This is a genomic window from Methylobacterium currus (assembly GCF_003058325.1).
Lineage (GTDB): Bacteria > Pseudomonadota > Alphaproteobacteria > Rhizobiales > Beijerinckiaceae > Methylobacterium > Methylobacterium currus.
On the sequence record NZ_CP028844.1, the window covers coordinates 150,001 to 176,536 of the forward strand.

Sequence of the window (26,536 nt, forward strand, 5' to 3'; positions counted from 1 at the left end):
ATCGATTCGGAATGGCCCACGGCCAGGTAGCCGCCCGGGCGCAGGTGGCTGGCGAGCCGTCCGAGCACCGCCTTCTGCGTCGGCCGGTCGAAGTAGATCAGCACGTTGCGGCAGAAGATGACGTCGACGTCGCGGTCGACGGAATAGCGCTCGTCCATGAGGTTGAGGTGGCGGAAGCGGACCCGGCGGCGCAGCTCGGGCACGATCCGGCCGACCTGCCGGGCGGGGTCGCGGGCCGTCATGACGTAGCGGCGCCGGGATTCCGGCGGCACCGCGGCGAGCATCTCGTCGGAGTAGATCCCGTCCATGGCGGACCGCAGGACCTCCGTCGAGACGTCGGTGCCGAGGATCGCGTAGGCGAAGGGGTGGCCCGCCGCGATCATGTCCTGCAGGACCATCGCCAGGGTGTAGGCCTCGGCCCCGGTGGAGGCGGCGGCACTCCAGACCTTGAGGAGCGGACGCTCGCCGCGATGGGCGGGAAGGGTGCAGAGCCGCGGCACCAGCGTCTCGCGCAGGAGGTCGAAATGCGCCGGCTCGCGGAAGAAGTCGGTCTTGTTGGTCGTCACGCAATCGACGAGGTGCACGAACTCGTCCGCCAGCCGCCCCTCGTCGAAGAGGTGACGGGCATAGGCGTCCAGGCTCTCGAGCTGGAGAGCCCGCACGCGCTTGCGCAGGCGCCCCTCCACCATCGTGCGCTTGGAGGGCGGCAGCTGGATGCCGACGCGCTCCTCGATGACTTCGGCGATCGACCGGAAGTAACGCTCGCTCAGCTGCTGCGACGTGAGGGGGAGGGGCGTGGGGGAGAGGGGCACGGCAGGACGAGCCGCTCGCGGAAGGGTCGCTTCAGGAAGGATCACTTGAGCCCCGGTTTCTCAGGCCGCCAAAGCAGGACCGGCGAGAGCCGGCTCGTCGCCCGCCATCAGGCGCGCGAGGTCGAATACGACCACGAAGGCGTCGCCGCGCCGGCCGATGCCGGCGATGTAGCTGGAGCGCCAGCGTCCGCCGACCTCGGGGGCGGCCTCCATCTCGGCGCGGTCGAGCTCCGTCACCTCGAAGACCCGGTCGGCCACGAAGCCGACCCGCATCGTGCGCTCCGCCATCGGCACGTTGAGCAGGATGATCCGGGTCGCCGGCGTCGGTTCCTCCGGCGGCAGGCCGAGCTTGGTCCGCAGGTCGACCACCGGATAGCTCTGGCCGCGCACGTCGATCATGCCGACGAGGAAGGCGGGTGCCTGCGGCAGCGACGCGGGCACGCGGTAATCCAGGATCTCCTGGACGTTCTCGATGTCGATCCCGAAGGTCTCGCGCCCGAGACCGAGGGTCAGATATTGCCACACACTCGACATCCTGGCGCTCCGCCTTGCCTGCGGCCGGCCTCGGGACGACGAGGCACGACCTGGTGATCGCATGATGGGGTGATCGGAGAGGCTCCCGGCCGGGGGCCTTCGGTGCACCTCACGAAACGCCCGCTTCGGGGGTGCCGTCCTCGCAGGAGGAGGAAAACGGGAGCTTCGTGAGAGGCACGGGGACGGTGGGGCCTGCGGGCGGACACGCCCGCAGGCCGTGTCCGGCTCAGGAGACGCGGGTAAAGTCGGCGTCGTGCTCGTCACCCTCGCCCATGTCGAGGACAAAGCCCCCGCCGAGCGATCTCGGCGCCGGCCGGCCCGCCGCGACCCGCTTGGCCGGGGCCCGGGCCGGCGACTTCACCACCGCCGAGGGAGCGGCCATCCGGGACGCCGTGGCCCGCAGCTGCGACACGGCTCCGTCCACGCGCCCGTTCGCTGGCCGCGACCGCCCCACGGAGGGCTCGCCCCCCTCGATCCGGAAATAGGCGATCGTCGCCTGCAACGTCTCGGCCTGCGCCGCCAGCTCCTCCGACGTCGCCGACACCTGCTCCGACGCCGACGCGTTCTGCTGCGTCACCTTGTCGAGCTGCTGGATCGCCTGGTTGATCTGCCCGGACCCCACATCCTGCTCCCGGCACGCCGCCGAGATCTCCTCCACCAGGGCCGCCGTCCGCTTGATGTCCGGCACCAGACGGCCCAGCATGTCGCCCGCCGCCTGCGCCGCCTTCACGGTGTCGATCGACAACGTCCCGATCTCCGCCGCCGCCGTCTGCGACCGCTCGGCGAGCTTCCTCACCTCGGAAGCCACCACCGCAAAGCCCCGGCCGTGCTCGCCGGCCCGCGCCGCCTCGACGGCGGCGTTGAGCGCCAGCAGGTCGGTCTGGCGGGCGATCTCCTGCACGATGGTGATCTTCTGGGCGATGGTCTGCATCGCCTCGACGGCACGGCCCACCGCCACGCCGCTCGCCTCGGCGTCCTTGGCCGATTGGCGGGCGATGGTCTCGGTCTGGCCGGCATTCTCGGCGTTCTGCTTCACGTTGGCGGCCATCTCCTCCATCGAGGCCGAGGCCTCCTCGGTCGAGGCGGCCTGCTCGGTCGAGCCCTGCGACAGCTGCTCGGCCGAGGCCGACAGCTCCTGGCTGCCACCCGCAACCTTGCCGGCCGCATCCGCGACATTGACGGCGAAGGTCGTCAGGCTGTCGACCAGCGCGTTGACCGCCTCTTTCATGCGCTGATGGTCACCCTCGCATTCGATGTCGACACGCTGTGTCAGGTCGCCGGAGCTGACGAGGCTGAGGACGCGGTTGCCCTCCATGATCGGCAGGATGATGGCGTCGAGCATCCCGTTGATGCCGAGCACGAGCTTGGCAAAATCCCCGACATATTGGCTGGCATCGCCTCTTTCGCTGAGGCGACCCGCCGTAGAGGCTGTTATCAGGTGCTGGATTTCGGCGGTGATCGATCGGAGATTGGTGCGCAGCGTCTCGATCGTGTCGTTGATGAAGGCTTTCTTGCCGGGGAATGCCTCGAGAGGCGCATTGAAATCGCCCTCTCCGAACGCTTTGACGCAGGCCATCGCCTTCTTCTTCACGGCGATGTGGCCGGCGACCATCTGGTTGATGCCCTGCGCCATCACGGCGAAGTCGCCGCTGAAGCGATCGACCGGAACGAACACGTCGATATCGCCCTTGTCGTGCTCGGACGACATGCGGTTCATGTCCGCGATCAGGCGCTTGAGATTGCCTCTCAGCGTCTCGATCGTGTCGTTGATGAAGGCTTTCTTGCCCGGAAACGCCTCGAGAGGCGCATTGAAATCGCCCTCTCCCAACGCCTTGACGCAGGCCATCGCCTTCTTCTTCACGGCGATGTGGCCGGCGACCATCTGGTTGACGCCCTGCGCCATCACGGCGAAATCGCCGCTGAAGCGGTCGACCGGAACGAACACGTCGATATCGCCCTTGTCATGCTCGGACGACATCCGGCCGATGCAGTCGCCGAACGAGAGGGCCGGACGTGTCGCGGCTTCGAGCAGCCCGTTGACGGCGACCAGGATCGCCCTCGCATCTCCTGTTGCCGTCTCCAGATCGGCTCGCGCAGACAGGTTGCCGCTGGCCATCACCTGCCCCAGCCGATGTATCTCGTCCAGGGCCACCCGTGTCTTGGATGAACTTTTCATCCCTACGAAGAGAGACATGAGCATTCTTTCTGGAAAATAAGGGAAACGGATCAACGGACAGGTGCGGAATGCGCACGAGCGGGCGGCCACGCGCCGGGTGATGATCTCGGCCGATCCGGACGCCGCCGCGGCGTCCGGATCGGCCGCATCAAGCGCGTTTGAACTCCTGGTCGCGGACGTCCTCGGCGGCGCTCATGTCGAAGGCGAAGCCACTGCCATGGAGCCCGTTGGCCTTGGGCTTGGCCGCCGAGCGGGCCGCCGCCCGGGAGGGCGACTTCACGGCCGCCGACGGAGCGGCCATCCGGGCCGCCGTGGCCCGCAGCTGTGACACGGCTCCGTCCACGCGCCCGTGCACCTGCTGCGGCCCGGCCGCCGGGGCGGTGGCCCCGTTGATCCGGAAATAGGCGATCGTCGCCTGCAGCATCTCGGCCTGCGCCGCCAGCTCCTCCGACGTCGCCGACACCTGCTCCGACGCCGACGCGTTCTGCTGCGTCACCTTGTCGAGCTGCTGGATCGCCTGGTTGATCTGCCCGGACCCCACATCCTGCTCCCGGCACGCCGCCGAGATCTCCTCCACCAGCGACGCCGTCCGCTTGATGTCCGGAACCAGACGGCCCAGCATGTCGCCCGCCGCCTGCGCCGCCTTCACGGTGTCGATCGACAACGTCCCGATCTCGGCTGCCGCCGCCTGCGAGCGCTCGGCGAGCTTCCTCACCTCGGAAGCCACCACCGCAAAGCCCCGGCCGTGCTCGCCGGCCCGCGCCGCCTCGACGGCGGCGTTGAGCGCCAGCAGGTCGGTCTGGCGGGCGATCTCCTGCACGATGGTGATCTTCTGGGCGATGGTCTGCATCGCCTCGACGGCACGGCCCACCGCCACGCCGCTCGCCTCGGCGTCCTTGGCAGACTGGCGGGCGATGGTCTCGGTCTGGCCGGCATTCTCGGCATTCTGCTTCACGTTGGCGGCCATCTCCTCCATCGAGGCCGAGGCCTCCTCGGTCGAGGCCGCCTGCTCGGTCGAGCCCTGCGACAGCTGCTCGGCCGAAGCCGACAGCTCCTGGGACCCCGCCGACACGTTGCTCGCCGCCGCGGAGGCTTCCGACACGACGGTGCGCAGCTTCGCCAGCATCTGCTCGAGGGCGATGCCGAGCCCGTCCTTGTCCGAGAGCCGCTTCGCCTCGATGGTCAGGTCGCCGTCGGCGATCGCGGTCGCGACGTCGGCGACGGCCCGCAGGTTCGTGGTCATCGCGCGGAGATTGGCCTGCACCTCGCTGCTGAGACCGCCGTAATCCTTCGACAGCGACTTGGAGAAGTCGCCGACCGAGGCGGCCGCCAGAACCTCGGAGATCTCCCGGAAGGCCTGCTCGACCGCGAGCGCGGTGCCCTGGATCTGCCCGACCTCGTCGCGCCGCCCGGTATCGAGCGGGGTCGCGAGGTCGGCAAGCTTGGCGCTGACCCGGTTCACGGGCCTCGCCACGGTGCGGATCAGCATGAAGGCGATGCCGGCCACGATCAGCAGGGTGGCCAGGATGCCGAACACGATCATCTGCGTCGTCGTGTCGAAGGCGGCATCCTGCGCGTTGCGCCGCGTCTGCATCAGGGCGTTCTCGGTGCCGATCACCTCGGCGACCTTGGCGCGCAGGCCGTCCATCGCCTCCTTGCCGGCGCCGGCGCCGGCGATCTCGGTCTGCCGGGCGGCGTCGCGCGTCTCGGCATTGGCCATCAGGGCGATGCCCTTCTCGGCCACGCCGTTATGCCACGCTTCCGCCAGCCGGTGGACCGCCTCGAGCCGCTCCTGCTGGGCCGGGTTGTCGGCCGTCAGGGTCTTGGCCCGGCGCCAGGCGTCGTTGAAGGTCTCCCAGCCCCTCTGGTAGGGAGCGAGGAACTTCGGGTCGCCGGACAGGAGGAAGCCGCGGTAGCCGGTTTCCTGGTCGACCATCCCGGAGAGCGCGCGGTTGGTCGCGTCGATCACCTGAATCGTGTGATCCGACCAGTTGACCGCCTGCCGGATCTCCGACGACTTCCAGTGCACGACGGCGTTCACGCCCAGCTCGACGGCCAGCATCACGGTGAAGGTGAGGGCCAACTTTCGAGGCATCGAAATATTGTCGAACATGCTCATCGAAGAAACCTTCCCATGATCGGGTCGCAGAGGAATGATCGGTGCGCGGACCTCCCGTGGAACGGCCCGGCCGGGAGTGGGGACTGTGGGTGATCAGAACTTGCGGTCTGGGCTCGACGACGATCCGGGCGGATCGCCCGGAATGCCCGTCCGGGCAGGGGCGGAGAGATCGATGGATCTCGATCGCGTCCGTCCGGACGGGGGGCGGCAAGCCGGGCCTGCCGCCGGCTCGCATCAGGCGACGCGGGTGAAGTCGGCGTCGCGCGCGTCGCCCTCGCTCATGTCGAGGGAAAAGCCGCCTCCGCCCGCAGACTTGGCGGCGGCAGATTTCGGCGTGACGGACTTAGGTGTGGCCTTCGGCGCCGGGCGGCCCGCGGCGAGGCCCTTGGCCGGGGCCCGGGCCGGCGACCTCACCACCGCCGAGGGAGCGGCCATCCGGGCCGCCGTGGCCCGCAGCTGCGACACGGCTCCGTCCACGCGCCCGTCCACTGGCCGCGACCGCGCCGCCGGAGCGTCGCCCCCCTCGATCCGGAAATAGGCGATCGTCGCCTGCAGCGTCTCGGCCTGCGCCGCCAGCTCCTCCGACGTCGCCGACACCTGCTCCGACGCCGACGCGTTCTGCTGCGTCACCTTGTCGAGCTGCTGGATCGCCTGGTTGATCTGCCCGGACCCCACATCCTGCTCCCGGCACGCCGCCGAGATCTCCTCCACCAGGGCCGCCGTCCGCTTGATGTCCGGAACCAGACGGCCCAGCATGTCGCCCGCCGCCTGCGCCGCCTTCACGGTGTCGATCGACAACGTCCCGATCTCGGCTGCCGCCGTCTGCGAGCGCTCGGCGAGCTTCCTCACCTCGCTCGCCACCACCGCAAAGCCCCGGCCGTGCTCGCCGGCCCGCGCCGCCTCGACGGCGGCATTGAGCGCCAGCAGGTCGGTCTGGCGGGCGATCTCCTGCACGATGGTGATCTTCTGGGCGATGGTCTGCATCGCCTCGACGGCACGGCCCACCGCCACGCCGCTCGCCTCGGCGTCCTTGGCAGACTGGCGGGCGATGGTCTCGGTCTGGCCGGCATTCTCGGCGTTCTGCTTCACGTTGGCGGCCATCTCCTCCATCGAGGCCGAGGCCTCCTCGGTCGAGGCCGCCTGCTCGGTCGAGCCCTGCGACAGCTGCTCGGCCGAGGCCGACAGCTCCTGCGACCCCGCCGACACGTTGCTCGCCGCCGCCGCCGCATCCGCCACCACGGCGCGCAGGCGCGTCAGCATCGTCTGCAGGGCGAGGCCCATCGCGTCCTTCTCGGAGAGGGGCCTGGCCTCCACCGTGAGGTCGCCGCCCGCGATCGCGTCGGCGAGGCCGGCGGTCGCGCGCAGGTTGCTGGTCATCCGGTTCATGGCGGTGACGAGGTCGCCGATCTCGTCGCGGGAGGTCACCGTGACCGTCTGGCTGAGATCGCCCAGCGCCACGGCGTCGGCGAGCGTCACCGCCCGGCTCAAGCCCCGGGAGATCGTGACGGCCAGCCAGGTCGCGATGGCGAGGCCGAGCAGGAGCGCGCCCGCGATCACCGCGAGGAGCAGCGTCTGGCCCTCGCTCGATTCCGCCTTGGCCCGCGCCACCGCATCGGCCATGCGCTTGTTCTGGAACTCGACCAGGGCGTCGAAGGCACCGACCGCAGTCGTGCTCGCGGTCGAGTAATCGCCCGAGGCGAGGGCCGCGGCCTTGATGCTGCTCCCGCTCTCGGCGGTCGCGAGGGCCTTCTGGAACGACGCGGCCCAGGCATTGAACTTCTGCCGGATCGCCTCGACCGGGACGTTGCGGGCGGCGGCGACGCGGAGCAACTCGTCCATCGCGCGCGTGATCTCCTCGCGCACCTGCTTGGCGGCCGTCACGCGCTGCTCCAGCGCCTCGACGCTCGTGGCACCGGTCGCCGACTGCATCTGGCCCCAGGCCCGCTCCAGACGGGCCTGGAAGCCCGCCGCGGCACGGACGAACTCGTCGTCGCCCGGCTCGCCCGACCGGCCCTTGATGATCGCCTCCAGGTCCGCCCGCAAAGCGGCCGTGGCGGGACGCCCAGTCGTGGTGATCTCCGACCACGTCCGGGCATTCGAGTTGAGCCGGGTCAGCTCCAGCACCTTGGCGCCCACGGCGCGCACGGTGTCGTACTTGGCGGACAGATCCTCGAAGAGGCGCCGGCCCTCCTCGGAGTTGATGTAGGTCTTCGCCTTCGCCATCGCGGCGAGCGTGTCGGCGGCGTTCTCCGCCACGCGCTTGCTGAAGTGGGCCATCTGGGCGTCATCCGCGCTGATGACCGCGGCGCGCGTGTTCGAGATGCCCCGGAGGGCATTGGCCTTCGCGTCGAGCACGTGCGTCTGCACCTCGGCGCGGCCGACGACGAACTTCATCGCCTCGTCGGCCGCCGTCAGCTTCTGGTACCCGACGCCGCCGGCCACGCCGGCCAGGACGAGGACCGAGGCGAAGCCGCCGGCGAGTTTCGCCTTGATCGTGAAACGCATGGAATGTCTCCGGCCTCGCTCAGTTCAGGATCCGCTCGACGTCGGGCAGGATGACGAAGTCGTCCCCGCACTTGACGATCGACTTGATGTATTCGGGCCGCCACGAGGTGCCGACCTTCGGCACCTGCTGCGCCGTGCCGGTCTGGACCTCCGTCACCTCGAAGACCTTGTCGGCGACGAGGGCCACGACGACGGGATCGCCCGCGATCCCGACCTCGATCACCACGAAGCGGGTATCCGGCGTCACGGCCTCCGGCTTCATGCCGAAGCGCTCGCGGATGTCGGCGAGCGGCACGACGTTGCCGCGCACGTTCATGACCCGGTCGAGATGCGCCCGCGCCCCCGCCACGCGGGTCGTCGAGATCGGGTCGATGATCTCGCGCACCATGCCGGCATCGAGCGCGAAGGTCTCCGAGCCGATGCGCACCATCACTACCTGCAGGCCGCCCACCTGCCGCAGGGCTTCCACTGAGCCTGTCATCATGCCACCTCTTGGTATTCGCGCGGCAGCTCCGCATGACCGCCGGTCACGAGCCGTCCGACGTCGATGATGAGGGCGGCGGTGCCGTCGCCGAGGATCGTCGCCCCCGAGAAGGTCGTCACGTCGGCGTGCAGCTTCGACAGCGACTTGATCACCGTCTGGTGGTTGCCGATGATCTGGTCGGCCACGAGCCCGACCCGGGTCGCGCCGACCGAGACGATGATCACCTTCTGATACGGGTCGGGCTCGCCCTCCGCGTCGAACAGCGACCGCAGGCGCAGGAACGGCACGAGGGCGCCGCGGATGTTCAGGAAGTCCCGGCCGCGGCTCGCCCGGTCGTTCTCGGGCAGCTCGACGCATTCCTCGACCGCCGAGAGCGGGACGACGTAGCGCCCCTCGCCGACCCGGATCAGCAATCCTTCGATGATCGCCAGCGTCAGCGGCAGCCGCAAGGTGACCGTGGTGCCGGCCCCCGGCACGGTCGCGATGTCGATCGTGCCGCGCAAGCCCTCGATCGTCTTCTTGACGACATCCATGCCGACTCCGCGGCCCGACAGCGCCGAGATCGTCGCGGCGGTCGAGAAGCCGGGGGCGAACAGGAACTGGTAGACCTGCTGGTCGGTCAGCACGGCACCGGGGGCGACGAGCCCCTTCTCCTCGGCCTTGGCGCGGATGCGGGCCGCGTCCAGCCCGGCGCCGTCGTCGCGCACGCTGACCCGCACCTGGGCGCCGGCATGCTCGGCCGAGAGGGTGATGCGGCCTGTGGGGTCCTTGGCCGTGCCCGCACGCTGCCCCGGATCCTCGATGCCGTGGTCGATGGCGTTGCGGATCAGATGGACCAGCGGATCGGCCAGGCGCTCGATCACGGTCTTGTCGAGCTCGGTCTCCTCGCCCTCGGTGACGAAGTCGACCGGCTTGCCGAGATCCCGCGACAGGTCATGGACGAGGCGCCGGAAGCGGCCGAACAGCGCCCCGATCGGCACCATGCGGATGCTCATCGTGGTGTCGCGTAAGCGCGCCGAGAGGCGCTCGATCTCTTCGGCCACCGTCTTGATTCCGGAATCGGCGTGCAGGCCGGCGAGCTGGCTGAGCCGGGCCTGGGCGATGACGAGCTCCCCGACCCGGTCCATCAGCTCGTCGAGGCGCCCGGCCTCGACCCGAACCGTGCTGGCGGTGCGCTCCTCGCTCCGTCGCGCGCCCGCCCGCGGCTCAGGCGGCGGCGGGGCAGGGGGAGCGGGACGAGCGGCCGGCGGCATGGCGGCGAGCCGCGCCACCGGATCCGCGGCGGCCTCCTCGGTCACGACCGGCTCGGGCGGGACCTGCGCCGGAATCTCCGCCGGGACCGGCATCGCGGCCTCGCCGCCGAGCGGCGTCAGGGTGAGGGTCATCTCGTCCTGGACGAACAGGAACACGTCCTCGATGGCCTCCCGGGTCACGCCGGCCGGCAGCGTGACCTCCCAGCCGATCGACAGGGCCTCGGGATCGAGCGCGGCGAGGTCGGGCACGGCGTCGAGCCGCGGCACGATCGTGCGAGCCCCGAGGTCCCGCAGGTCGTCGAGGAGGGCGAGCGGGTTCGTGCCGTTGCGCAGGATGTCCGGCGCGAAGGCGATCCCGACCCGCCAGCCGGCCGCCCCGGCGACCGGTGCGGCCCCAGGGGCCGGCGCGGCCTCCGCACGGCCCGTCGCCCGGCCGACGAGGCCGCTGAGCTCGTCGAGGATGGCTTGGCCGAAGATTGGCTCGGCCCCGTCCGGATCCTCGATCAGGAGGCGGATATAGTCCTTGGCCGAGAGCGCGACGTTCACGAGGTCGACGCTCGCCGGGACCCGCCCCTGGCGCACGAGGTCGAAGGCGGTCTCGAAGTCATGCGTGAACGCCGCCACGCGCTCGAAGCCGAACATCGCCCCCGAGCCCTTGATGGTGTGGAGCGCACGGAACGCCGTGTCGATCAGGGCTCTGTCCTGAGGCTTCTCGCCGAGATCGAGCAGCGTGGTCTCGAGGCAGGCGAGAAGCTCGTCGGCCTCCATGCGGAACACGTCGACCGGGTTGAGGGAAGTCATGTCTGCATCGACCCTTGGATCGCGCGGGACTCTTGGATCGCGCGGGTATCACGAAGACGAATGCGTCACGCCGCCCCCGGCCCACCTCCGTCAATCGCGTCCCGTGCCGCAGCCCGGGTCGTGCGAGGGGCGGCAAGATTCGTAAAATTGCGAAGATTTGCTGAGAAATACGGAATTTCGCAGGACGGTATCTTGGCCTGTCATGGGATAATTTTCGGTTAGCAATCGAACGCTACGCGCTCCCTTACGGTAAAATTTGCCGTCTACCCCAAGGGGAGCGGGGCGAGGAGGGGCCGCGCCGGGCCGATGGCGCACGGCGTCGCGGGCGCGGCGCGGCGCGCTTACGCAGATGACGGCAAAGGCCCGGCTTGGATCGAGCTGGCCGGCTCGATACCGGCCGTCCGTGCGGCTCCCCGCGTGGCGCCGGGCCGACGCCATGGCGGCGGCGACGCGGGCTGGACCGGCCTCCCGGGTGATCGGTCCGATCGTGCGGACGCGCTCCCCCCGCGACCCGCGCGAGCGCGCCGTCAGAACAGGTCGATGCCGTCGAGATCGTCCGCCGACTGCGCCGCGTTCGCGGCCTTGTTGGCTTGCGCGCAGTCCGGCCTCCGGCCCAGCACGTGCTGCCGGAGGCGGTCCCGCACCTCGCCGAGGGTGCAGGCGGCGATCATCGCCTCGGCCCAGGCCTGGTCGGGCTCGGTTTCCGGCGCATCGAGCCCCCGCGCCGCCGTCGCCTCGGCCATCCGCCCGAATTCGGCGGCCAGCGCCCGCAGCACGGTCTCGCCGTTCTGGAGGCGCTGCTTCGTCAAGTCCTGGAACTGCATGGCGACGATGGCGCCCGACACGTCGGCCGTGATCGACTGCGTCGTCTCGGCGGTCTGCTGCAGGACGCCGGCGAACCGGGAATTCTGTGCGACGAGCGCCTGCATCACCGTGTGGACGCGCGCCTCGGCGCTGCGGCTCTCGTCCGAGACGTCGACGGTCGCGATGTCCTGCAGGAGGCCGTGGCTGTCGCGCAGGCCGGTGGCGATCGAGCCGATCTGCTCCTTGATGGTGCCGGAGAGCGCGTTGATCGATTGCGCCAGCTGGCGGACCTCGTCGGCCACCACCGCGAAGGCCCGGCCCGCCTCGCCCGCCCGCGCCGCCTCGATCTTGGCGTTGAGCGCCAGGAGGTTGGTCTGTCGGTTGATCGCCTCGATCCGCGCGACGCTGCCCTCGACCGCGTCGATCTCAGCCAGGACCGAATCGAGCGCCCGCGCCGTCGCGCCGCCCTCGCGCGAGAGCCGGCCGACCTTGTCCATCAGCGCCGTCAGCGTCTCCCCGAGCCCGGAGGCGACGTCGGCGAGGGGGACCGAGCGTCCGTCGATCTCGACGGCCTGGATCGAGGTGACGAGGCCCTGCACGATCTCGGCCTGGTCGCGCGTCGTGGCGGCGATGTTCTCGAAGCGATGCGTCAGGCCGTGGACGCTCTCCTCCATGTGGCTCGACGCGAGACCGAGCTCGCCGACCAGCGCGTCGAGCGCCCGCCGCTGCAGGGCGGACAGGCCGAGCCAGGATTGCAGGAGATCGCAGGAGTGCTGGAGATCGGCGGCGGCCGACGCGGCCGGCGCGGCCGGTTCGGCGCCGGAGACGACCGCAGCCGGGGCGACCGCAGCCGCGACGAGGGCCGGCGCTTGCGCGCGGGACTGCAGCCACCGTGTACGGGGGCGCTCCCGCGTCACCTGCGCCACCTCGGAAATCATCGTCCTCACTCCGTCGGACCGTTCGTAGCGTCCGCGCTCGTCACGGCGAGTCTCGGATCGTGGTGACGCTACGGGCCCCATGCTTGCGGAAGCGTTAGCGTTCGGTCCGCGACCGGATCGATCGATTCAAGGAAGTTTTACGGGGAGTCCGCATAGTCTTCCTTCGAGGCGCGGTTCGGACGCCTCGCCAGGATCTCGGCGCCGTCATGTCAGATTACCTCCCCATCACGATGCCGGGCGATTGCACCCTACGGTCGATCCGCGCCCTTCACGGCGAGATCGCCGCCGCCCTCGCATCGACCGCGGACCTGGCTCTCGATTGCGCCGGGGTCGAGCGGGCCGACATCGCCTTCGTGCAACTCGTCGTCTCGGCGGCCGGCACGGCGGAGCGGAGGGCGAAGCGGCTCACCCTCGTCGGCGCGTCCGACGTCGTGCAGGGCGCCTTCGCGCGGGCCGGCCTGACCACGCGGCCTCCTTTCCGCAACGCCGCCTGAGCATCGCGTCGCACCGACCTCCCCTCGTCCTGCACGCCCTCCCCGCAACACGATCTTCCCGGAGTTTTCCTTCCCATGGCTACCGTTCTCGCCGTCGACGATTCCTTGAGCATCCGGCAGATGATCAAGGTTGTTCTCGGCCCCGCCGGACATACCGTCATCGAGGCAGGGGACGGTGCCGAGGGGGTCGCCAAGGCCAAGTCCAACGCCCTCAACCTCGTCATCACCGATCTCAACATGCCGGTGATGAACGGCCTCGACATGATCAAGGCCCTCCGGACGCTGCCGGCCCTGACCGGCGTGCCGATCCTGTTCCTGAGCACGGAATCGGACGAGGGCATCAAGCAGCAGGCCAAGGCCGCCGGCGCGACGGGCTGGATCACCAAGCCGTTCAAGCCCGAGCAGCTGCTCGCCGTCGTCTCCAAGCTGACCCGCGCCTGATCCCGGCCGCGGCTCCGGCGGTTCGCGAGGCTCCGGGGGCCCGGGCTCGCCGCGATGGGTGTTCGGCCGCCTCGACCCGCTCGACGGGGTGAATCCCAGCCATGCTGCGGGTTCCATGCGGGTCGGCCGACCGTGATGGACCGCCGAAGCGACAAAGCGTTCGATGGATGGTCACCCGCCGTGCTCAAGTCCGCGCGGCGGGTGCGGGGCACCGTGGTCTCAGGCGGTGCCGAGGAGGTCCAGGATGATGCGGCGATCGGCGACGACGCCCGGATCCTCCCGGTGGCGCGGATAGGGCCGGTCGCAAGGAATATCGGCCCGGATGCGGGCCGGCCGGTCGGAGAAGACGAGGATGCGCTGCGCCAGCATCAAGGCCTCCTCCACGTCGTGGGTGACCAGCAGGGCGGTGAAGCCCTTGTCCTGCCACAGCCGCACCAGCTCGGCCTGCATGGTCAGGCGGGTCAGCGAATCGAGCTTGCCCAGGGGCTCGTCGAGGAGCAGCAACGGCGGCGCGTTGACGAGGGCCCGGGCGAGCGCCACCCTTTGCGCCATGCCGCCCGAGAGCTGGTGCGGGAAGGCGTCGGCGAAGCCCGACAGCCCGACGAGCGCCAGAGCCTCCTCGACGCGGTCGCGCTCCGCCCGCAGCCGGCCCCGGGCCTCCGGCCCGACCGCGACGTTGCCGATGACGCTGCGCCAGGGATAGAGCGTCGGGTCCTGGAACACGAGGCCGCGGGAGGGGTGCGGGCCGCGCAACGGTGCCCCGTCGACGCTGATCCGGCCCTCGTTCGGCGGCTCGAGCCCGGCGGCCAGACGCAGGAGCGTCGACTTTCCGCACCCCGACGGCCCGAGCAGGGCCACGAAGGCGCCGGGCTCGACGTCGAACGAGACGCCGTCGAGGACCGGGAGCGGCGCCTTCTTCAGCGCGAAGGCGTGGCGCAGGTCGCGAACGGAGAGGGCGGCGCCGCGGGCGGGCGCGGGACCACCTGCGGGAACCGGGACGGGGCTTCTGGACGGGGCGACCAGGCCGGCTACCATTGGACGAGGCCCTTCTGCCAGGAGAGGAAGCGGTCGCGCACCCGGAACAGCAGGGTGATCAGGCCGGAGCAGGCCAGGGCCATCACGGCGAGCGCCGCGTACATGTTGGCGTAGGCCGCCCAGCCCTGCGCCCATTGCAGGTACCAGCCGAGGCCGGCCTTCACGCCCAGCATCTCGGCCACGACGAGCACCGCGAAGGAGCTGCCGAGGCCCATGAACAGCCCGACGAAGACGTGCGGCAGGGCCGCCGGGATCGCCACCCGCAGGATCAGGAATCCCTCGCGGGCGCCCAGCGTCCGGGCGACGTCGTAATAGGCCTTGTTGACCCCGGCGATGCCCGACCACGTCAGCACCGTGACGGGAAATCCGGTGGCGAGCGCGACCAGGAAGGTCGAGGCGGCGCCGCTCGACGGGAAGACGAAGAAGGCCAGCGGCAGCCAGGCGGTAGCCGGCAGCGGGCCGACGAAGCGCAGGACCGGGTGCACCCAGTAGCCGACGCTGCGCGACCAGCCGACCGCGACGCCGAGGCTGAAGCCTGCGAGCGCCCCGAGGGCGTAACCGCCGGCGAGGAGGCGCAAGGAATGCCAGACGCTGTCGGCCAGCCGCGCGTAATCCTCGACGAAGACCTCGACGATCGCCTGCGGCGGCGGGAAGAACGGCATCGGCAGCCAGCCGCCCTTGGCGGTCGCCACCTCCCACAGGCCGACCAGGCCGGCGAGCACGACGAGCCAGGGCGACCCGCCCTGGACCCGCCGGACGAGCCCGGCCTCACCGGGACGCAGGAATCCGGCCGCCAGGACGAGGACACTGACGGCCGCGAAGCCGGCGGCGAGCTCGCGGGTGAACCCGAAATCCGCGAGATCGGGCGGCCAGGCCACGAGAGCGGAGAGCCCGGCCCAGGCGGCGGCGGCGGCCACCGAGGCCGGGGCGGGCCGGAAGGCGGGGCGCCGGACGGCGTCGTCCGCGCGGGCAAGCGCGATGTCGCTGGCTATGTCGCTCATGGGGACCGCCCTCAGCTCAGGACGTCGGCGGTGACGCGCTCGGCGAATTGCCTGGCGTCGGTGCGGGCGCGGATCACCTTCACGATCTTCAGCTCCTCGACATAGGCGGCGATCTGCTGCTTGAGATCGGCCCCGAGGGGATGGTGATGGTGGGTGTGGCTGCGCAGCATCGCGGCGAGATCCTCGACCGAGCCCTTGCCGCCGTAGCCGGCATAGACCTTGGCGGCGTAATCGGGATCGTGCGCGACCCGGGTGCCGGCCTCGAGCAGCGCCCGGGTGAGGGCGGTCGCCACCGGGCGCTCGTCGCGCACCAGCGACCCGCGCAGGGCGAGCACGCAGCAGGTGCGGTCGTGGTACTCGGCCGAGAGATTGCTGGCGATCTCGGTCAGGCGGGTGTCCTTCCTCCACAGGAAGGTGCGCGGATCGCTGTCGGCGAGCGCCTGGGCCTCGCCCTTCTCCACCGCCAGGGCGAGGAGATCGAGGGGATAGGCCCGCCACTCGACGTCACGCTCGGGATCGATGCCGCGCTTGGCCAGCAGCAGGCCGAAGAAGTTCTTGGCCGGCGAGGCCTGGTCGCTCACCGCGATCACCTTGCCCTTCAGCGATTCGAGGCTGGTCGCCCCGGCGGACGTCGCGCCGAGCAGCCGCATGCAGCCGCCATGGATGCCGGCCGTGACCTTGACGTCGAAGCCCTGCTCCAGGGGCTTGAGCCAGCGCAGGGCCATGCCGATCCCGCCATCGGCCTTGCCGGTCGCGATCGCCTCCAGCAGCTGCTCCGTCGAGCCGCCGAAATTGACGAACTCGACGTCGAGCCCATGCCGGGCGAAGACTCCGCTCTCCTTGGCGACGGGGGCCGCCGCGGTGCAGATCGCCGAGGCGTTCCAGGCGAGCTTGATCGGGCGCAGGGCGCCTCCCGGTGCAGGCCCCTCGGCTGCGACCCGGCAGATCGGCGCGCCGGCGAGGTCCGGGACCGGCAGGAGCCCGGCGGAGGAGGGCGATCCGACGAGGCCCAGCGGCGCCGCGAGGCCGAGGGCGCCGGCGCGGGCGAGGAAGCGGCGACGGGTGTGGGGGAGCGTGGGGAGCGTCATGGTGCGGGGGCTTCGCAGGATCTCGGGGCTTGGCGGGGGCGACGGTCAGGCGGCCTGAGCGGGCGCTTCGGGCGCGCGATGGTCGAGCGTGCCCCGCACGGTCTGCGGGGAGCGCAGGAGGTTGAGGATCGGGCAGAAGCGGTCGACCTCGGCCTCGAGGCGGGCTACGGCCTCGCGGGAGGCCGGCGAGACGACCCTGACGACGTACGTGATGTCGTGCGGGCTGACCGGCACCGCCTCGAAGCCCGGACGCCCGGCGCGGGCATCGAGCCGGCCGCTCACCGCCACGTCGACCGCGTCGAGGGGCACGCCGAGGCGCGCGGCATGGATCAGGTAGGAATGGGCGAGGCAGCTGCCGAGGATGCCGAGCTGCAGCTCGGGCGAGCCGGGGCCGAGGTCGTACCCGGCGAAATCCGGCGGCGAATCCGTGATGACCTGATGGTTGCGGATCCGAATCCGGCGCACGCCGCTGCGGCCCTCGACGCTGACCTGCGCGGCGAGCGGCACCGGCCCGAGGCTGCCGGACTCGATCCGCGCCTCCCGCGCGGCGACGGCGGCGCGCTTCTCCACCAGGTACTCGTTGAGCGACGTCATGCCATCCTCATGCGTTGGGCGCGTCGTCATTCGGTGCGCGCGAGTTGTCGTGAGGTGCTGATCTTGTCGTTGCCGATGATGATCGTCAACGAGACAAGTTTGTTTTTATATTCCGGTTTTCTGTAATAGATGTGCGCGAGTTGCGCGGTTGACAGAACAGTTCTTCTCGGAAGACCGATTTCGCCGTCCGCACGCAGGCTTGGTCCGGCGCGCAAAGCCGGGCAGATGCCATCTCGCGGAACCGTGCGAGCGCGCCTCTCTGCGGGCCTGATCCCGATATGATGGGCCGCAGGGCCGTCTGCCCTCGCGCTGGCCGGCGTGGCGATCGAGCCGAGATGTGCAGCCCTCAGGGCCGCTCGGTCGTCTTTCAGGCTCAGGGTGTCGCGCCCCGGGTCTGCGCCGGGGCGCGGACCGGGTCAGAAGTCCGGGGCGGCCGGGGCCGGCAGAGCGGGCTTGTCCTTCGGCTTGTCCGCCACGAGCGCCTCCGTGGTGACGAGCAGGCCCACTACCGAGGCCGCGTCCTGGAGCGCCGTGCGCACGACCTTCACCGGATCGACGATCCCGGCCTCGATCAGGTCGAGGTCGGTCTCCCGTTGCGCATCGAAGCCGCAGGTGTCGGAACCGCTCTCGCCCACCATCGCCACCACGATCGAGCCCTCGACCCCGGCATTGGCGGCGATCTGCCGGATCGGGGCTTCGCGCGCCCTCAAGACGATCGTGATCCCGGCCGTCACGTCCGGGTTGCCGCCCTGGAGCGCCGCGACCGCGCCGCGGGCCCGCAGGAGCGCGGTGCCGCCGCCCGGCACGATGCCCTCCTCGATCGCCGCCCGCGTGGCGTTCAGCGCGTCGTCGAACCGGTCCTTCTTCTCCTTGACCTCGACCTCGGTGCCCCACCGACCCGCAGCACCGCGACGCCGCCCGACAGCTTGGCCGGGCGCTCCTGGAGCTTCTTGCGGTCGTAGTCGGAGGTCGTCTCCTCGATCTGCGCCTTGATCTGGGCGACGCGGGACGCGATCTCGGAGGCCCCGCCCGCCCGCGCCGCCGACGATCGTGGTGGTCCTGGGCAGGGATCACGCCGCGAGGGAGACGGGCGCAGCCCGCAAGCCCGCCTGGCGCATCAGCGGCAGCACCCGCTCGCCGAAGAAGGCGAGGTCGGGCTTGAAATCGTAGAAGCTGAGCTGGAGCCCATCAATCCCGGCCCGCTTGAGCGCGGCGAACTGCGCCACGACCTGCTCGGGCGAGCCGATCACCCGGATGTTGCCGCCGATCGCGGCATAAGGATCGGCCCGGCCCTCCCGTCCCTTCCAGGCATGGGCGTCGGAATCGAGCGTACGAAAACCCTTCGGGCTGCGCGGGTCGGCATGGGCCACGATGGCGTCGGCATAGGCCCAGGCCTCGGCGTCCGTCTCGCGGCAGATCACCAGCGGATTGATCAGCGTGCGGATGTCGCGCCCGACCGCGCGGGCCGCCGCCTTCACCCGGGCGGTGTGGTCGGGCAGCGCCTCGAGCGCGCTGTCGATGTCGGCGCCCGCCGGGCTCGTCACGAACACGATGTCGGAGTAGCGCCCCGCGAAGGCGATCCCCGCCTCCGAGCCCGTGGCGTTGACGAGGATCGGCCGGCCGTAGCGGGGCTTCGGGGTCACGAAGCCGTCGCCGAGGCACCACGAGGATTCGCCCGTGAACGAGAACGGCGCATCGTCCTGCCACAGGCGCTGCACCACCTCGACGAACTCGGCCGCGAGCGCGTAGCGCCGGTCGTGCTCGATGCGCGGCCAGCCGAACATCTCGTGCTCCACCGCCCGGTGGCCGGTGACGACGTTGAAGCCGAAACGGCCGCCGGAGATGTGGTCGAGGGTGGCGCCGAACTTGGCCAAATGCAGCGGGTGCCACGGCCCGTAGAGCACGTGCACGGTCGCCACCAGCAGGATGCGGCGGGTGAGGGCCGACAGGGCCGCGACGCTGGTGAAGGAATCGAGGGCCTGCCCGTCGAGCACGCCGCCGTAGCCGCCCTTCGGCAGCCATTGCGACAGGGCGAAGACGAGGTCGAAGCCGAGCCTCTCGGCCTCCAGCACGAGGTCGCGATTGTAGTCGAAGCTCCAGTCGGTGGTGCGTGGCAGGGTCGAGGCGGTCCAGCCGCCGGCCTGGATCGGCAGGAACAGGCCGAGCAGCAGCGGCTCCGCCAGAGCCCGCGACAGCGGACTGTCCGGGAAATTGGTCGGGCTGGCGAAGCCGGATCGGCCGACGAGAGCGCCCGGAGGATGGATGAGGGTCATGACGGTGCTCGCCCGGGAGGTCGCGGGCCGCGGGCCCGCTCGATGGCGCCATCCTATAGTTGACAAAATAGATCGACAATATCAATTTAGCGCCGTCGTCGCGACCCGGCGGCGCCGAGCCGGAGTGACCCGCCATGGACCGAACACGCCGCCTGCTCCCTGTTTTGGGACGGGCGCTCGCCGACGCGGTGCCAACGGCTCTCCTGATCCTGGTGGTGAACTTCTTCCTCTTGCGCCTTGCCCCCGGTGACGCCGCCGAGGTGATGGCCGGCGAGGCGGGGGCGGCGACCGAGGAGACGCTCGCGGCGATGCGCAGCCGCTTCGGTCTCGACCTGCCGCTCGTCGACCAGTTCCTGGCCTACCTGAACAACCTCGCCCATCTGAGCCTCGGCGTCTCGCCGCGCTACAACATGCCGGTCGCCGAGCTGATCGGGCAACGCCTGCCGGGCACGCTGATGCTGATGGGCCTGGCGCTCGCCCTCGCGCTGCTCGCCGGCCTGGCGCTCGGCGCGCTGATGGCCCGGGCGCCGGGCGGAATCCTCGACCGGGTCCTGTCGGTGGCGGTGCTGCTGTTCTACTCGGTGCCGGGCTTCTGGATCGGCCTGATGCTGATCGTGCTGTTCTCGGTGAAGCTCGGCTGGCTGCCGAGCGGGGGCGCGCGCACCATCGGGCAGGGGCTCACCGGCGTCGCGGCGCTCATCGACCAGCTCCGCTACATGGTGCTGCCCGGCCTGTCGCTCGCCCTGTTCTACGTGGCGATCTATGCCCGCCTCGTGCGCGCCGCGATGCTGGAGGTGCGGGCCCAGGACTTCGTGCGCACCGCCGCCGCCAAGGGCCTGTCGCCGCTGGCGATCACCCTGCGCCACGTCCTGCGCAACGCGCTCCTGCCGGTCACCACGGTGGCGGGCATGCATGTCGGCGGGCTTCTCGGCGGCGCGGTCGTGGTCGAGACGGTCTATTCCTGGCCCGGCCTCGGGCGCCTCGCTTTCGAGGCGGTGATGGCGCGCGACTTCAGCGTGCTGCTCGGCGTGCTCCTGCTCTCCTCGCTCCTGGTCCTCGTCGCCAACGTGGCGGTCGACCTCATCCAGGCGATCCTCGACCCTCGCATCGCGGTGCGCTCATGACCTCGTCGCCGATGACCCTGCCTCTCGCGCAGGCCCCCGCCGCCGTGGAGCGTGGGGCTACGCTGCCGGCGCCCGCGCCGCGCCGGGCGTTGCGGGCCTTCCTGCGCAACCCGACCGCCCTGTCCGGCCTCGCGATCCTCGGCGTGGTCGCGGTGGCTGCCTTGGCCGCGCCGTTCGCCTATCCCGACGATCCACTCGGCATGGTGGCGCAGCCCTTCCTGTGGCCGGGCCAGGACCCGGCCTATCCGCTGGGCACCGACTCCCTCGGCCGCGACGTCGCCGCCGGGATCGCCCACGGCGCCCGGGTCTCGCTCCTCGTCGGCTTCGCGGCCACCGCCACCGGCCTCGCCGTTGGCGTGCTGGTCGGCGCCACCGCCGGCTATGCCGGCGGGCGGATCGATCGGACGCTCGGCCGCGTGATCGCCCTGTTCCAGACCATCCCGTCCTTCATCCTGCTGGTGGTGCTGGTGGCGATCGCGCAGCCCTCGATCCCGGCGATCACGCTCGCCATCGGCGCGACCTCGTGGCCGATTGTGGCCCGGCTCACCCGGGCCGAGTTCCGCTCCTTGCGCGAGAAGGACTTCGTCACCGCCGCCCGCGGCCTCGGCTACGGGCCCGTGCGGATCGTGTTCGCCGAGATCCTGCCGAACGCCCTGCCGCCGATCGTCGTCACCGCCTCGGTGATGGTCGCTTCCGGCATCCTGATGGAATCGGCCCTGTCCTTCATGGGGCTGGGCGACCCCAACGTCGTGAGCTGGGGCAGCATGATCGGTGCCGGCCGGGAGGTTCTGCGCAGCGCCTGGTACCTGACCGCGATCCCCGGGGTCGCGATCGTGCTCAGCGTGCTCGCCCTCAATCTCGTCGGCGACGGGCTCAACGACGCCCTCAACCCGCGTCTCGCCGGGGAGGCGTGAGATGGCGCTTCTCGACGTCCAGGGCCTCGGCATCGCCTTCCCGCGGGCCCGGCCGGTGCAGGACCTGAGCTTCACCGTCGATCCGGGCGAGACCGTCGCGCTGGTGGGAGAATCGGGCTCGGGCAAGTCGCTCACCGCGCTCGCGCTGATGCGCCTCCTGCCGCCGCGCGGCCGGATCGAGGCCGGCACGATCCGGTTCGATGGTCGCGACATCGGGAGTTTGAGCGAGCGCCAATTCCGCGAGATACGCGGGCGCGAGATCGCGATGGTGTTCCAGGAGCCGATGACGGCGCTGAACCCGGTGCTGACCGTCGGCGTCCAGATCGCCGAGGTCCTGCGCCGGCACGAAGGCCTCTCGGCCCGCGCCGCCCGGGCCCGCGCCGTCGACCTCCTCGACCGCGTCCGCCTCCCCGATCCGCACAGGCGGGTCGACGCCTACTCGCACCAGCTCTCCGGCGGCATGCGCCAGCGGGTGATGATCGCCGTCGCGGTCGCCTGCGCCCCGAAGCTCCTCGTCGCCGACGAGCCGACGACGGCCCTCGACGTGACGATCCAGGCTCAGGTGCTCGACCTCATCGACTCGCTTCGCCGCGACCTCGGGATGGCGGTGCTGCTCATCACCCACGACCTCGGGGTGGTCGGGCAATGGGCCGACCGCGTAATGGTGATGTATGCCGGCCGCCGGGTCGAGGAGGCGAAGCCGGACGCGCTGTTCGACGATCCCCTCCATCCCTACACCCGCGGCCTCCTCGCTGCCTCACCCCGCGGCCGGACGACCCTCCATGGTGAGTTCCGGCGCGGCGAGGCCCTGCCGGAGATCCCGGGTTCGATCGCCTCGGCGCACGGCCAGCCCGGCTGCGCCTTCGCACCCCGCTGCCCGCTGGTCGAGCCAAGCTGCCGCGCCGCTCCGCCGCCGGCTCTGGCGCGGCCCGACGGGCGCATCGTCGCCTGCCCGGTCACGACCGCGATCGCCCATCCCGCCCTTCCGCCCCGCATTCCCGGCCATCGTCATGACGCTGCTCTCGGTCTCTGACCTCACGACCGCCTATGACGGGGTGCGGGCGGTCGACGGCGTCAGCCTGACGGTCGCGCGCGGGGAGACCGTCGGCCTCGTCGGCGAGTCCGGCTGCGGCAAGTCGAGCCTGGCGAAGAGCCTGCTGCGCCTCGTCGAGCCGCAGGGCGGCGAGATCGTCTTCGACGGGGTGGCGGTGCGCGGTCTCCGCGGCAGCGATCTGCGCGCCTATCGTCGCCGGGCGCAGATGGTGTTCCAGGACCCCTTCGCCTCGCTCAATCCCCGCCAAACCATCGGCAGCATCCTCGAGACGCCGCTCAAGGTTCACGGTCTCGGCGGCCGGGGCGAGCGCCGCGCCCGGATCGCCCGGGCCCTCGACCAGGTCGGCCTGCCGGGGAGCGCGGCGACGCGCTATCCGCACGAGTTCTCCGGCGGCCAGCGCCAGCGCATCGGCATCGCCCGCGCTCTGGTGGTCGAGCCGCAACTCGTGGTCTGCGACGAGCCGGTCTCGGCCCTCGACCTCTCGGTCCAGGCCCAGATCCTCAACCTGCTCGCCGCGATGCGCCGCGAACTCGGTCTCGCCTACCTGTTCGTCTCGCACGACCTGTCGGTGGTCCATCACGTCGCCGACCGGGTGCTGGTGATGTATCTCGGCCGCATCGTCGAGAGCGCCCCGACCGGGGCCCTGTGGGTCGCCCCGCGCCACCCCTATACCCGCGCCCTCATGGCCGCGGTGCCGGATCCTTCGCGAAAACGCCAGGCGCCGCCGCTCGGCGGCGACCTGCCGAGCCCGACCGACGTGCCGGCCGGCTGCCGCTTCCACCCCCGCTGCCCGCTGGCGACCGACCTCTGCCGCCGCGACGATCCGGCCCTGCGCCCGGTCGCGGACGGCCATGCCGTCGCCTGCCACCACGCCTGACTGAATTCCCCAGCACGAGGATTTTCCATGAGCCTGCGCCAGACTGCCCGCTTCCGCATCGTCGGCTTCAGCGGCAATACCCACCGGCCGTCGAAGTCGCGGGCCCTCGTCGGCGCCATCGCCGAGGCCGTGGCCGCGCGCCGTCCCGTCGACGTCCAGCTCCTCGACATCCTCGATGGCGGGCCGGAACTCGGCGCCGCCTACATCCCGAACGACCTGAGCGCCCGCGCCGCCGCCCTGATCCGGGCGATCGCGGAGGCCGACGCCCTGATCGTGGCGAGCCCGGTCTACAAGGGCTCCTATGCCGGCCTGTTCAAGCACGTCTTCGACCTCATCGACCCGGCGGCGCTGGCCGACCGGCCGGTGATCGTCGCGGCGACCGGCGGCGGGCACCGCCACGCCCTCGTCGTCGAGCATCAGTTGCGGCCGCTCTTCGGGTTCTTCGGCGCCCACACGGTGGCGACCTCGGTCTATGCCAGCGATGCCGAGTTCAGCGACGGCCGCCCCGCCGACGCCGCCCTGGAGGCCCGGATCGCCTTAGCCGCCGGCCAACTCGTCGAGGCCCTGGCGCACCGCACGCCCCGCGCCGCGGTTCCGGTGGCCGCCTGATGACCAGCTTCCTTACCCGCCGGGCCATCCTCGGCACCGCGCTCGCGGCTTCCGCCATCGGAGGCGTTCGCGTCAGTCCCGCCCGGGCCGCGTCGCCCCTGCGCATCGGCACCACCGCCGGCCCGGTCGGCCAGACGCTCGACGTCGCCGCAAAGCTCGCCAAGGCGCAAGGGCAAAGCGTCGAGATCATCGAGTTCACCGATTGGGTCACCCCGAACGAGGCGGTGGCGACCGGCAGCCTCGACGCCAACCTGTTCCAGCACGTGCCCTTCCTCACCAGCGCCATCAAGGCGAGGGGCTACGCCCTGGTGCCGGTGGCGCCGGCCATCATCCTGCCGGTCGGCCTGTTCTCGAAGTCCATCAAGCGCCTTGAGGACGTGCCGAAGGGCGCCTCGGTCGCGATCGCCAACGACCCGGTCAACGCCGCCCGCGGCCTGCACCTGCTCGAGAAGGCCGGCCTCCTCTCCCTCAAGCCGGGCCTCGGCGACGCGGTCACGGTGGCGGACGTCGTGCAGAACCCGAAGGGCTTGCGCATCCTCGAACTCGACGCCGCGCAGCTTCCCCGCGTCCTCGATGACGTGGCCCTGGCCCAGATCAGCTTCACCTACCTGATCGCCTCCGGCGGCGACCCGAAGACCGCCCTCATCACCGACGGGGCCGGCGACCGGCACTACACGCTGAGCTTCGTGGCGCGTCCGGACAATCGCGACGACCCGCGGCTCACCGCCTTCATTGCCACCTACCGCTCGCCGGAGGTGAAGCAGTTCCTGCTCGACCGCTACGGCGGGTTCCTCGAGCCGGCGTGGTAGGGGCGGGGCCGGGACGCCCGGCCCCCCGTTTGTGAGCCTGGAAGCAGGGGAGGGCCTGCGGGCGCTCCTCACGCCTCCCGCGGGTCGATGTACAGATCCGAAAAATTTCCGGTGATCCCCTCGGCACCGGAGGCGAAGTTCTTCACCTTGCGGTGCGCCACGATGATGCCGGAGGGGGCGATCAGGTCGACCGACGGCAGGTCGGCGCGGATGCGACGCTGGAAGGCAACGAACAGGTCGCGGCGGCGCGCCTCGTCGGGCTCGATGGCGGCGGCTTCGAGCAGGCGGTCGACCTCGGGGTCGGCATAGTGCGCGGCGTTCGAGAACGGCAGGCCGAGCTTGAAGTTCTTCGACCAGTAGGCGCGCTGCACCCCGATCGTCGGGTCGAAGGTGTTCGACAGGGACTCGATCGTCACGTCGAAGGCGCGGTCGCGGTAGACCCGGGTGAGATAGGTCGCGAGGTCCAGGCGCTGGAAGTCGACTGCGATGCCGATCCGGGTGAGCGCCTGGCGGATGAAGTCGCCGTAGCGCCCCTCCAGGAACGGGTTGAGGGTGAGCCGCAAGGGAAAGCGGATCCCGCCAGCACCGCGGCGGTGGCCGGCCTCGTCCAGCAGCGCCTCGGCCCGCTTCACGTCGAACGGCACCGGGCCGAGGCTCGCATCGTGGAACTTCGGGTGCACCACGCTGACCGGGGTCGGCGAGACCGCGCCGTGCCCGAAATACACCGCCGCCAGCAGGGCCTTGAGGTCGATGGCGTGCGCCACCGCCTGCCGCACCCGCCGATCCTGCAAAACCCCCGTGTCGAGGTTGAAGAAGAGCTGGGTCTGCGGGCCCGAATAGGCGTAGGTCGTGGTGTCGACCACGAGCTTCGGCAGGGCGCGCAGGCGGGCGAGGTCGGCGAGCGGGACCGGGTTGCCGCCGAGATCGACCTCGCCGGCCTCGAACGCCGCCGCCCGGGCGCCCGGATCGGTGATGATCCGCATCACGATCCGGTCGAGATAGGGCTTTCCGGCGTCCCAGTAGTTCGGGTTCCGCTCGAACAGGAGGTGGCTGCCCGGCACCCATTCCTTGAGCACGAACGGCCCGGTGCCGATGGTCTGGGCGAGGCTGGCATTGGCCTCCGGCCGGATCGCCTCGTAGACGTGGCGCGGCACGATGGGGGATTCCGCCCCCGCGAAGGCGCTGATCAGGAACGGGGCCGGCCGCGACAGCACGATCTCGACGCTGTGGGCGTCGGGCGTCCGCACCTCGGCGACGTTGGCGAAGGTGACGCGCCCGCGCGGATGCGCCTCGCGCAGGCGCAGGAGCGAGAACGCCACGTCGGCGGCGGTGAAGGGCCGACCATCGTGCCAGGTCACGCCGCGCCGCAAGGCGAAGCGGTAGCGCAATCCGTCCGGGCTGATCGTCCACTCCGTCGCCAGGTTCGGCAGCGGGGTCATGTCGTAGGCGTAGCGCAGCAGGCCCTCGTTGATCTTGCTGCCGATGGTCTGGCCGGTGCCCGAGGTGGTGTTGATGGCGATGATCGCCTGCGGCTCGGGAAAGAACACCCAATTGAGCGTGCCGCCGCGCACCGGCGTCTCGGCCGGGGCCGCGAGGAGCGGGGAGCCGGACAGGGACGCGGGCAGGGCGGTGCCCGCGGCGGCGCTCAGGAGCAGGCGGGTCGCGTGGCGGCGCGTGAGGGGCATGACGCGGGCTCTCCGAAAGGGGGAGCAGGGTCGGCGTTCGTTCCTTAAAGCGAACATCATCCGACCATGCGGCCGTGATTTCACGATTTCGCTATTGGAGTGTCAAGCAAAT

At 70.9% G+C, this 26,536-nt stretch carries 22 protein-coding genes and 1 pseudogene (1 of these 23 cut by a window edge); 8 read left to right on the forward strand and 15 right to left on the reverse strand.

Going from position 1 to position 26,536, the window contains the following annotated elements:
• The 8 genes from DA075_RS30780 to DA075_RS30815 form a co-directional block, all read right to left on the reverse strand.
• Nucleotides 1-812, reverse strand: partial view of a CheR family methyltransferase gene (locus tag DA075_RS30780; RefSeq protein WP_244936687.1) — the 5' portion only. Its footprint begins 58 nt before the window's first position; 812 of the gene's 870 nt are visible here — the first part of the coding sequence; the start codon lies at nucleotides 810-812; the stop codon falls past the left edge of the window.
• Nucleotides 813-872: 60 nt separating this feature from the next.
• Complete coding sequence (locus DA075_RS30785) at nucleotides 873-1,346, reverse strand: chemotaxis protein CheW (protein WP_099956974.1); 474 nt, start codon at nucleotides 1,344-1,346, stop codon at nucleotides 873-875.
• A 226-nt stretch (nucleotides 1,347-1,572) separates the two neighbouring features.
• Nucleotides 1,573-3,540 (reverse strand): methyl-accepting chemotaxis protein, encoded by a 1,968-nt coding sequence (locus DA075_RS30790; RefSeq protein ID WP_174800199.1) that lies wholly within the window; start codon nucleotides 3,538-3,540, stop codon nucleotides 1,573-1,575.
• 130 nt (nucleotides 3,541-3,670) lie between these two features.
• Nucleotides 3,671-5,617, reverse strand: coding sequence for a methyl-accepting chemotaxis protein (locus tag DA075_RS30795; protein ID WP_244936688.1), 1,947 nt, complete (start codon nucleotides 5,615-5,617; stop codon nucleotides 3,671-3,673).
• 258 nt (nucleotides 5,618-5,875) lie between these two features.
• Nucleotides 5,876-8,146: a HAMP domain-containing methyl-accepting chemotaxis protein gene (locus DA075_RS30800; RefSeq protein ID WP_099956975.1), complete on the reverse strand. Its 2,271-nt coding sequence runs from the start codon at nucleotides 8,144-8,146 to the stop codon at nucleotides 5,876-5,878.
• A gap of 19 nt (nucleotides 8,147-8,165) precedes the next feature.
• On the reverse strand, nucleotides 8,166-8,630 hold the full coding sequence (locus tag DA075_RS30805; RefSeq protein ID WP_420813173.1) for a chemotaxis protein CheW: 465 nt from the start codon (nucleotides 8,628-8,630) through the stop codon (nucleotides 8,166-8,168).
• Nucleotides 8,627-10,684, reverse strand: coding sequence for a chemotaxis protein CheA (locus DA075_RS30810; protein WP_099956976.1), 2,058 nt, complete (start codon nucleotides 10,682-10,684; stop codon nucleotides 8,627-8,629). The genes DA075_RS30805 and DA075_RS30810 overlap by 4 nt, the downstream gene beginning before the upstream one ends.
• A gap of 527 nt (nucleotides 10,685-11,211) precedes the next feature.
• Nucleotides 11,212-12,426 carry a methyl-accepting chemotaxis protein gene (locus tag DA075_RS30815; RefSeq protein ID WP_244936689.1) on the reverse strand — a complete coding sequence of 405 codons (1,215 nt, stop codon included), beginning with the start codon at nucleotides 12,424-12,426 and terminating at the stop codon, nucleotides 11,212-11,214.
• 206 nt (nucleotides 12,427-12,632) lie between these two features.
• Here DA075_RS30815 and DA075_RS30820 point away from each other — a divergent pair, with 206 nt between their 5' ends.
• Both DA075_RS30820 and DA075_RS30825 read left to right on the forward strand, forming a co-directional pair.
• Nucleotides 12,633-12,920 (forward strand): STAS domain-containing protein, encoded by a 288-nt coding sequence (locus DA075_RS30820; protein ID WP_099956978.1) that lies wholly within the window; start codon nucleotides 12,633-12,635, stop codon nucleotides 12,918-12,920.
• Nucleotides 12,921-12,995: 75 nt separating this feature from the next.
• Nucleotides 12,996-13,361 (forward strand): response regulator, encoded by a 366-nt coding sequence (locus DA075_RS30825; RefSeq protein WP_099956979.1) that lies wholly within the window; start codon nucleotides 12,996-12,998, stop codon nucleotides 13,359-13,361.
• A gap of 219 nt (nucleotides 13,362-13,580) precedes the next feature.
• Here the strand turns inward: DA075_RS30825 and DA075_RS30830 are convergent, their stop codons facing one another.
• The 6 genes and pseudogenes from DA075_RS30830 to DA075_RS30855 form a co-directional block, all read right to left on the reverse strand.
• Nucleotides 13,581-14,396: an ABC transporter ATP-binding protein gene (locus tag DA075_RS30830; RefSeq protein WP_099956980.1), complete on the reverse strand. Its 816-nt coding sequence runs from the start codon at nucleotides 14,394-14,396 to the stop codon at nucleotides 13,581-13,583.
• Nucleotides 14,390-15,397, reverse strand: coding sequence for an ABC transporter permease (locus DA075_RS30835; protein ID WP_099956981.1), 1,008 nt, complete (start codon nucleotides 15,395-15,397; stop codon nucleotides 14,390-14,392). The genes DA075_RS30830 and DA075_RS30835 overlap by 7 nt, the downstream gene beginning before the upstream one ends.
• An 11-nt stretch (nucleotides 15,398-15,408) precedes the next feature.
• Nucleotides 15,409-16,485, reverse strand: a complete 1,077-nt coding sequence (locus DA075_RS30840) for an ABC transporter substrate-binding protein (protein ID WP_099956982.1) — start codon at nucleotides 16,483-16,485, stop codon at nucleotides 15,409-15,411.
• Between the two features lie 45 nt (nucleotides 16,486-16,530).
• Nucleotides 16,531-17,079 (reverse strand): OsmC family protein, encoded by a 549-nt coding sequence (locus tag DA075_RS30845; protein WP_099956983.1) that lies wholly within the window; start codon nucleotides 17,077-17,079, stop codon nucleotides 16,531-16,533.
• A gap of 416 nt (nucleotides 17,080-17,495) precedes the next feature.
• Nucleotides 17,496-18,112 (reverse strand): annotated as a pseudogene (locus tag DA075_RS30850) (TCP-1/cpn60 chaperonin family protein); the annotation flags it as partial.
• A 37-nt stretch (nucleotides 18,113-18,149) separates the two neighbouring features.
• Nucleotides 18,150-19,352 carry an LLM class flavin-dependent oxidoreductase gene (locus DA075_RS30855; RefSeq protein WP_099956984.1) on the reverse strand — a complete coding sequence of 401 codons (1,203 nt, stop codon included), beginning with the start codon at nucleotides 19,350-19,352 and terminating at the stop codon, nucleotides 18,150-18,152.
• Nucleotides 19,353-19,486: 134 nt separating this feature from the next.
• Between DA075_RS30855 and DA075_RS30860 the strand changes: the two genes are divergently transcribed.
• Genes DA075_RS30860 through DA075_RS30885 form a run of 6 tightly spaced genes read left to right on the forward strand, consistent with a single transcriptional unit; the run spans nucleotide 19,487 to nucleotide 24,739 of the window.
• Entirely contained in the window at nucleotides 19,487-20,476 is a 990-nt protein-coding gene (locus tag DA075_RS30860) for an ABC transporter permease (protein ID WP_099956985.1), read from the forward strand.
• A gap of 11 nt (nucleotides 20,477-20,487) precedes the next feature.
• Nucleotides 20,488-21,390, forward strand: coding sequence for an ABC transporter permease (locus tag DA075_RS30865; RefSeq protein WP_244936690.1), 903 nt, complete (start codon nucleotides 20,488-20,490; stop codon nucleotides 21,388-21,390).
• A gap of 1 nt (nucleotide 21,391) precedes the next feature.
• Nucleotides 21,392-22,423, forward strand: coding sequence for an ABC transporter ATP-binding protein (locus tag DA075_RS30870; protein ID WP_099956987.1), 1,032 nt, complete (start codon nucleotides 21,392-21,394; stop codon nucleotides 22,421-22,423).
• The gene (locus DA075_RS30875; RefSeq protein WP_099956988.1) at nucleotides 22,401-23,321 is read left to right on the forward strand and encodes an ABC transporter ATP-binding protein; all 921 of its coding nucleotides are present in this window, start codon (nucleotides 22,401-22,403) and stop codon (nucleotides 23,319-23,321) included. The genes DA075_RS30870 and DA075_RS30875 overlap by 23 nt, the downstream gene beginning before the upstream one ends.
• 27 nt (nucleotides 23,322-23,348) lie before the next feature.
• Complete coding sequence (gene msuE / locus DA075_RS30880) at nucleotides 23,349-23,930, forward strand: FMN reductase (protein ID WP_099956989.1); 582 nt, start codon at nucleotides 23,349-23,351, stop codon at nucleotides 23,928-23,930.
• Complete coding sequence (locus DA075_RS30885; RefSeq protein WP_099956990.1) at nucleotides 23,930-24,739, forward strand: MetQ/NlpA family ABC transporter substrate-binding protein; 810 nt, start codon at nucleotides 23,930-23,932, stop codon at nucleotides 24,737-24,739. Before msuE ends, DA075_RS30885 begins: the two co-directional genes overlap by 1 nt.
• A gap of 68 nt (nucleotides 24,740-24,807) precedes the next feature.
• Here DA075_RS30885 and DA075_RS30890 read toward each other — a convergent pair whose 3' ends face one another.
• Nucleotides 24,808-26,424: an ABC transporter substrate-binding protein gene (locus DA075_RS30890; RefSeq protein WP_099956991.1), complete on the reverse strand. Its 1,617-nt coding sequence runs from the start codon at nucleotides 26,422-26,424 to the stop codon at nucleotides 24,808-24,810.
• Nucleotides 26,425-26,536: the final 112 nt, after the last annotated feature.

What these genes read in the sequence shown, in the direction of transcription:
- DA075_RS30800 (WP_099956975.1), bottom strand. Translation starts at nt 8,146, where the DNA reads ATGCGTTTCACGATCAAGGCGAAACTCGCCGGCGGCTTCGCCTCGGTC.
- DA075_RS30865 (WP_244936690.1), top strand. Translation starts at nt 20,488, where the DNA reads ATGACCCTGCCTCTCGCGCAGGCCCCCGCCGCCGTGGAGCGTGGGGCT.
- DA075_RS30830 (WP_099956980.1), bottom strand. Translation starts at nt 14,396, where the DNA reads ATGGTAGCCGGCCTGGTCGCCCCGTCCAGAAGCCCCGTCCCGGTTCCC.
- DA075_RS30875 (WP_099956988.1), top strand. Translation starts at nt 22,401, where the DNA reads ATGACGCTGCTCTCGGTCTCTGACCTCACGACCGCCTATGACGGGGTG.
- DA075_RS30795 (WP_244936688.1), bottom strand. Translation starts at nt 5,617, where the DNA reads ATGCCTCGAAAGTTGGCCCTCACCTTCACCGTGATGCTGGCCGTCGAG.
- DA075_RS30785 (WP_099956974.1), bottom strand. Translation starts at nt 1,346, where the DNA reads ATGTCGAGTGTGTGGCAATATCTGACCCTCGGTCTCGGGCGCGAGACC.
- DA075_RS30820 (WP_099956978.1), top strand. Translation starts at nt 12,633, where the DNA reads ATGTCAGATTACCTCCCCATCACGATGCCGGGCGATTGCACCCTACGG.
- DA075_RS30805 (WP_420813173.1), bottom strand. Translation starts at nt 8,630, where the DNA reads ATGATGACAGGCTCAGTGGAAGCCCTGCGGCAGGTGGGCGGCCTGCAG.
- DA075_RS30840 (WP_099956982.1), bottom strand. Translation starts at nt 16,485, where the DNA reads ATGACGCTCCCCACGCTCCCCCACACCCGTCGCCGCTTCCTCGCCCGC.
- DA075_RS30860 (WP_099956985.1), top strand. Translation starts at nt 19,487, where the DNA reads ATGGACCGAACACGCCGCCTGCTCCCTGTTTTGGGACGGGCGCTCGCC.
- DA075_RS30845 (WP_099956983.1), bottom strand. Translation starts at nt 17,079, where the DNA reads ATGACGTCGCTCAACGAGTACCTGGTGGAGAAGCGCGCCGCCGTCGCC.
- DA075_RS30885 (WP_099956990.1), top strand. Translation starts at nt 23,930, where the DNA reads ATGACCAGCTTCCTTACCCGCCGGGCCATCCTCGGCACCGCGCTCGCG.
- DA075_RS30790 (WP_174800199.1), bottom strand. Translation starts at nt 3,540, where the DNA reads ATGTCTCTCTTCGTAGGGATGAAAAGTTCATCCAAGACACGGGTGGCC.
- DA075_RS30855 (WP_099956984.1), bottom strand. Translation starts at nt 19,352, where the DNA reads ATGACCCTCATCCATCCTCCGGGCGCTCTCGTCGGCCGATCCGGCTTC.
- DA075_RS30890 (WP_099956991.1), bottom strand. Translation starts at nt 26,424, where the DNA reads ATGCCCCTCACGCGCCGCCACGCGACCCGCCTGCTCCTGAGCGCCGCC.
- DA075_RS30835 (WP_099956981.1), bottom strand. Translation starts at nt 15,397, where the DNA reads ATGAGCGACATAGCCAGCGACATCGCGCTTGCCCGCGCGGACGACGCC.
- DA075_RS30870 (WP_099956987.1), top strand. Translation starts at nt 21,392, where the DNA reads ATGGCGCTTCTCGACGTCCAGGGCCTCGGCATCGCCTTCCCGCGGGCC.
- DA075_RS30815 (WP_244936689.1), bottom strand. Translation starts at nt 12,426, where the DNA reads ATGATTTCCGAGGTGGCGCAGGTGACGCGGGAGCGCCCCCGTACACGG.
- DA075_RS30825 (WP_099956979.1), top strand. Translation starts at nt 12,996, where the DNA reads ATGGCTACCGTTCTCGCCGTCGACGATTCCTTGAGCATCCGGCAGATG.
- DA075_RS30810 (WP_099956976.1), bottom strand. Translation starts at nt 10,684, where the DNA reads ATGACTTCCCTCAACCCGGTCGACGTGTTCCGCATGGAGGCCGACGAG.
- msuE (WP_099956989.1), top strand. Translation starts at nt 23,349, where the DNA reads ATGAGCCTGCGCCAGACTGCCCGCTTCCGCATCGTCGGCTTCAGCGGC.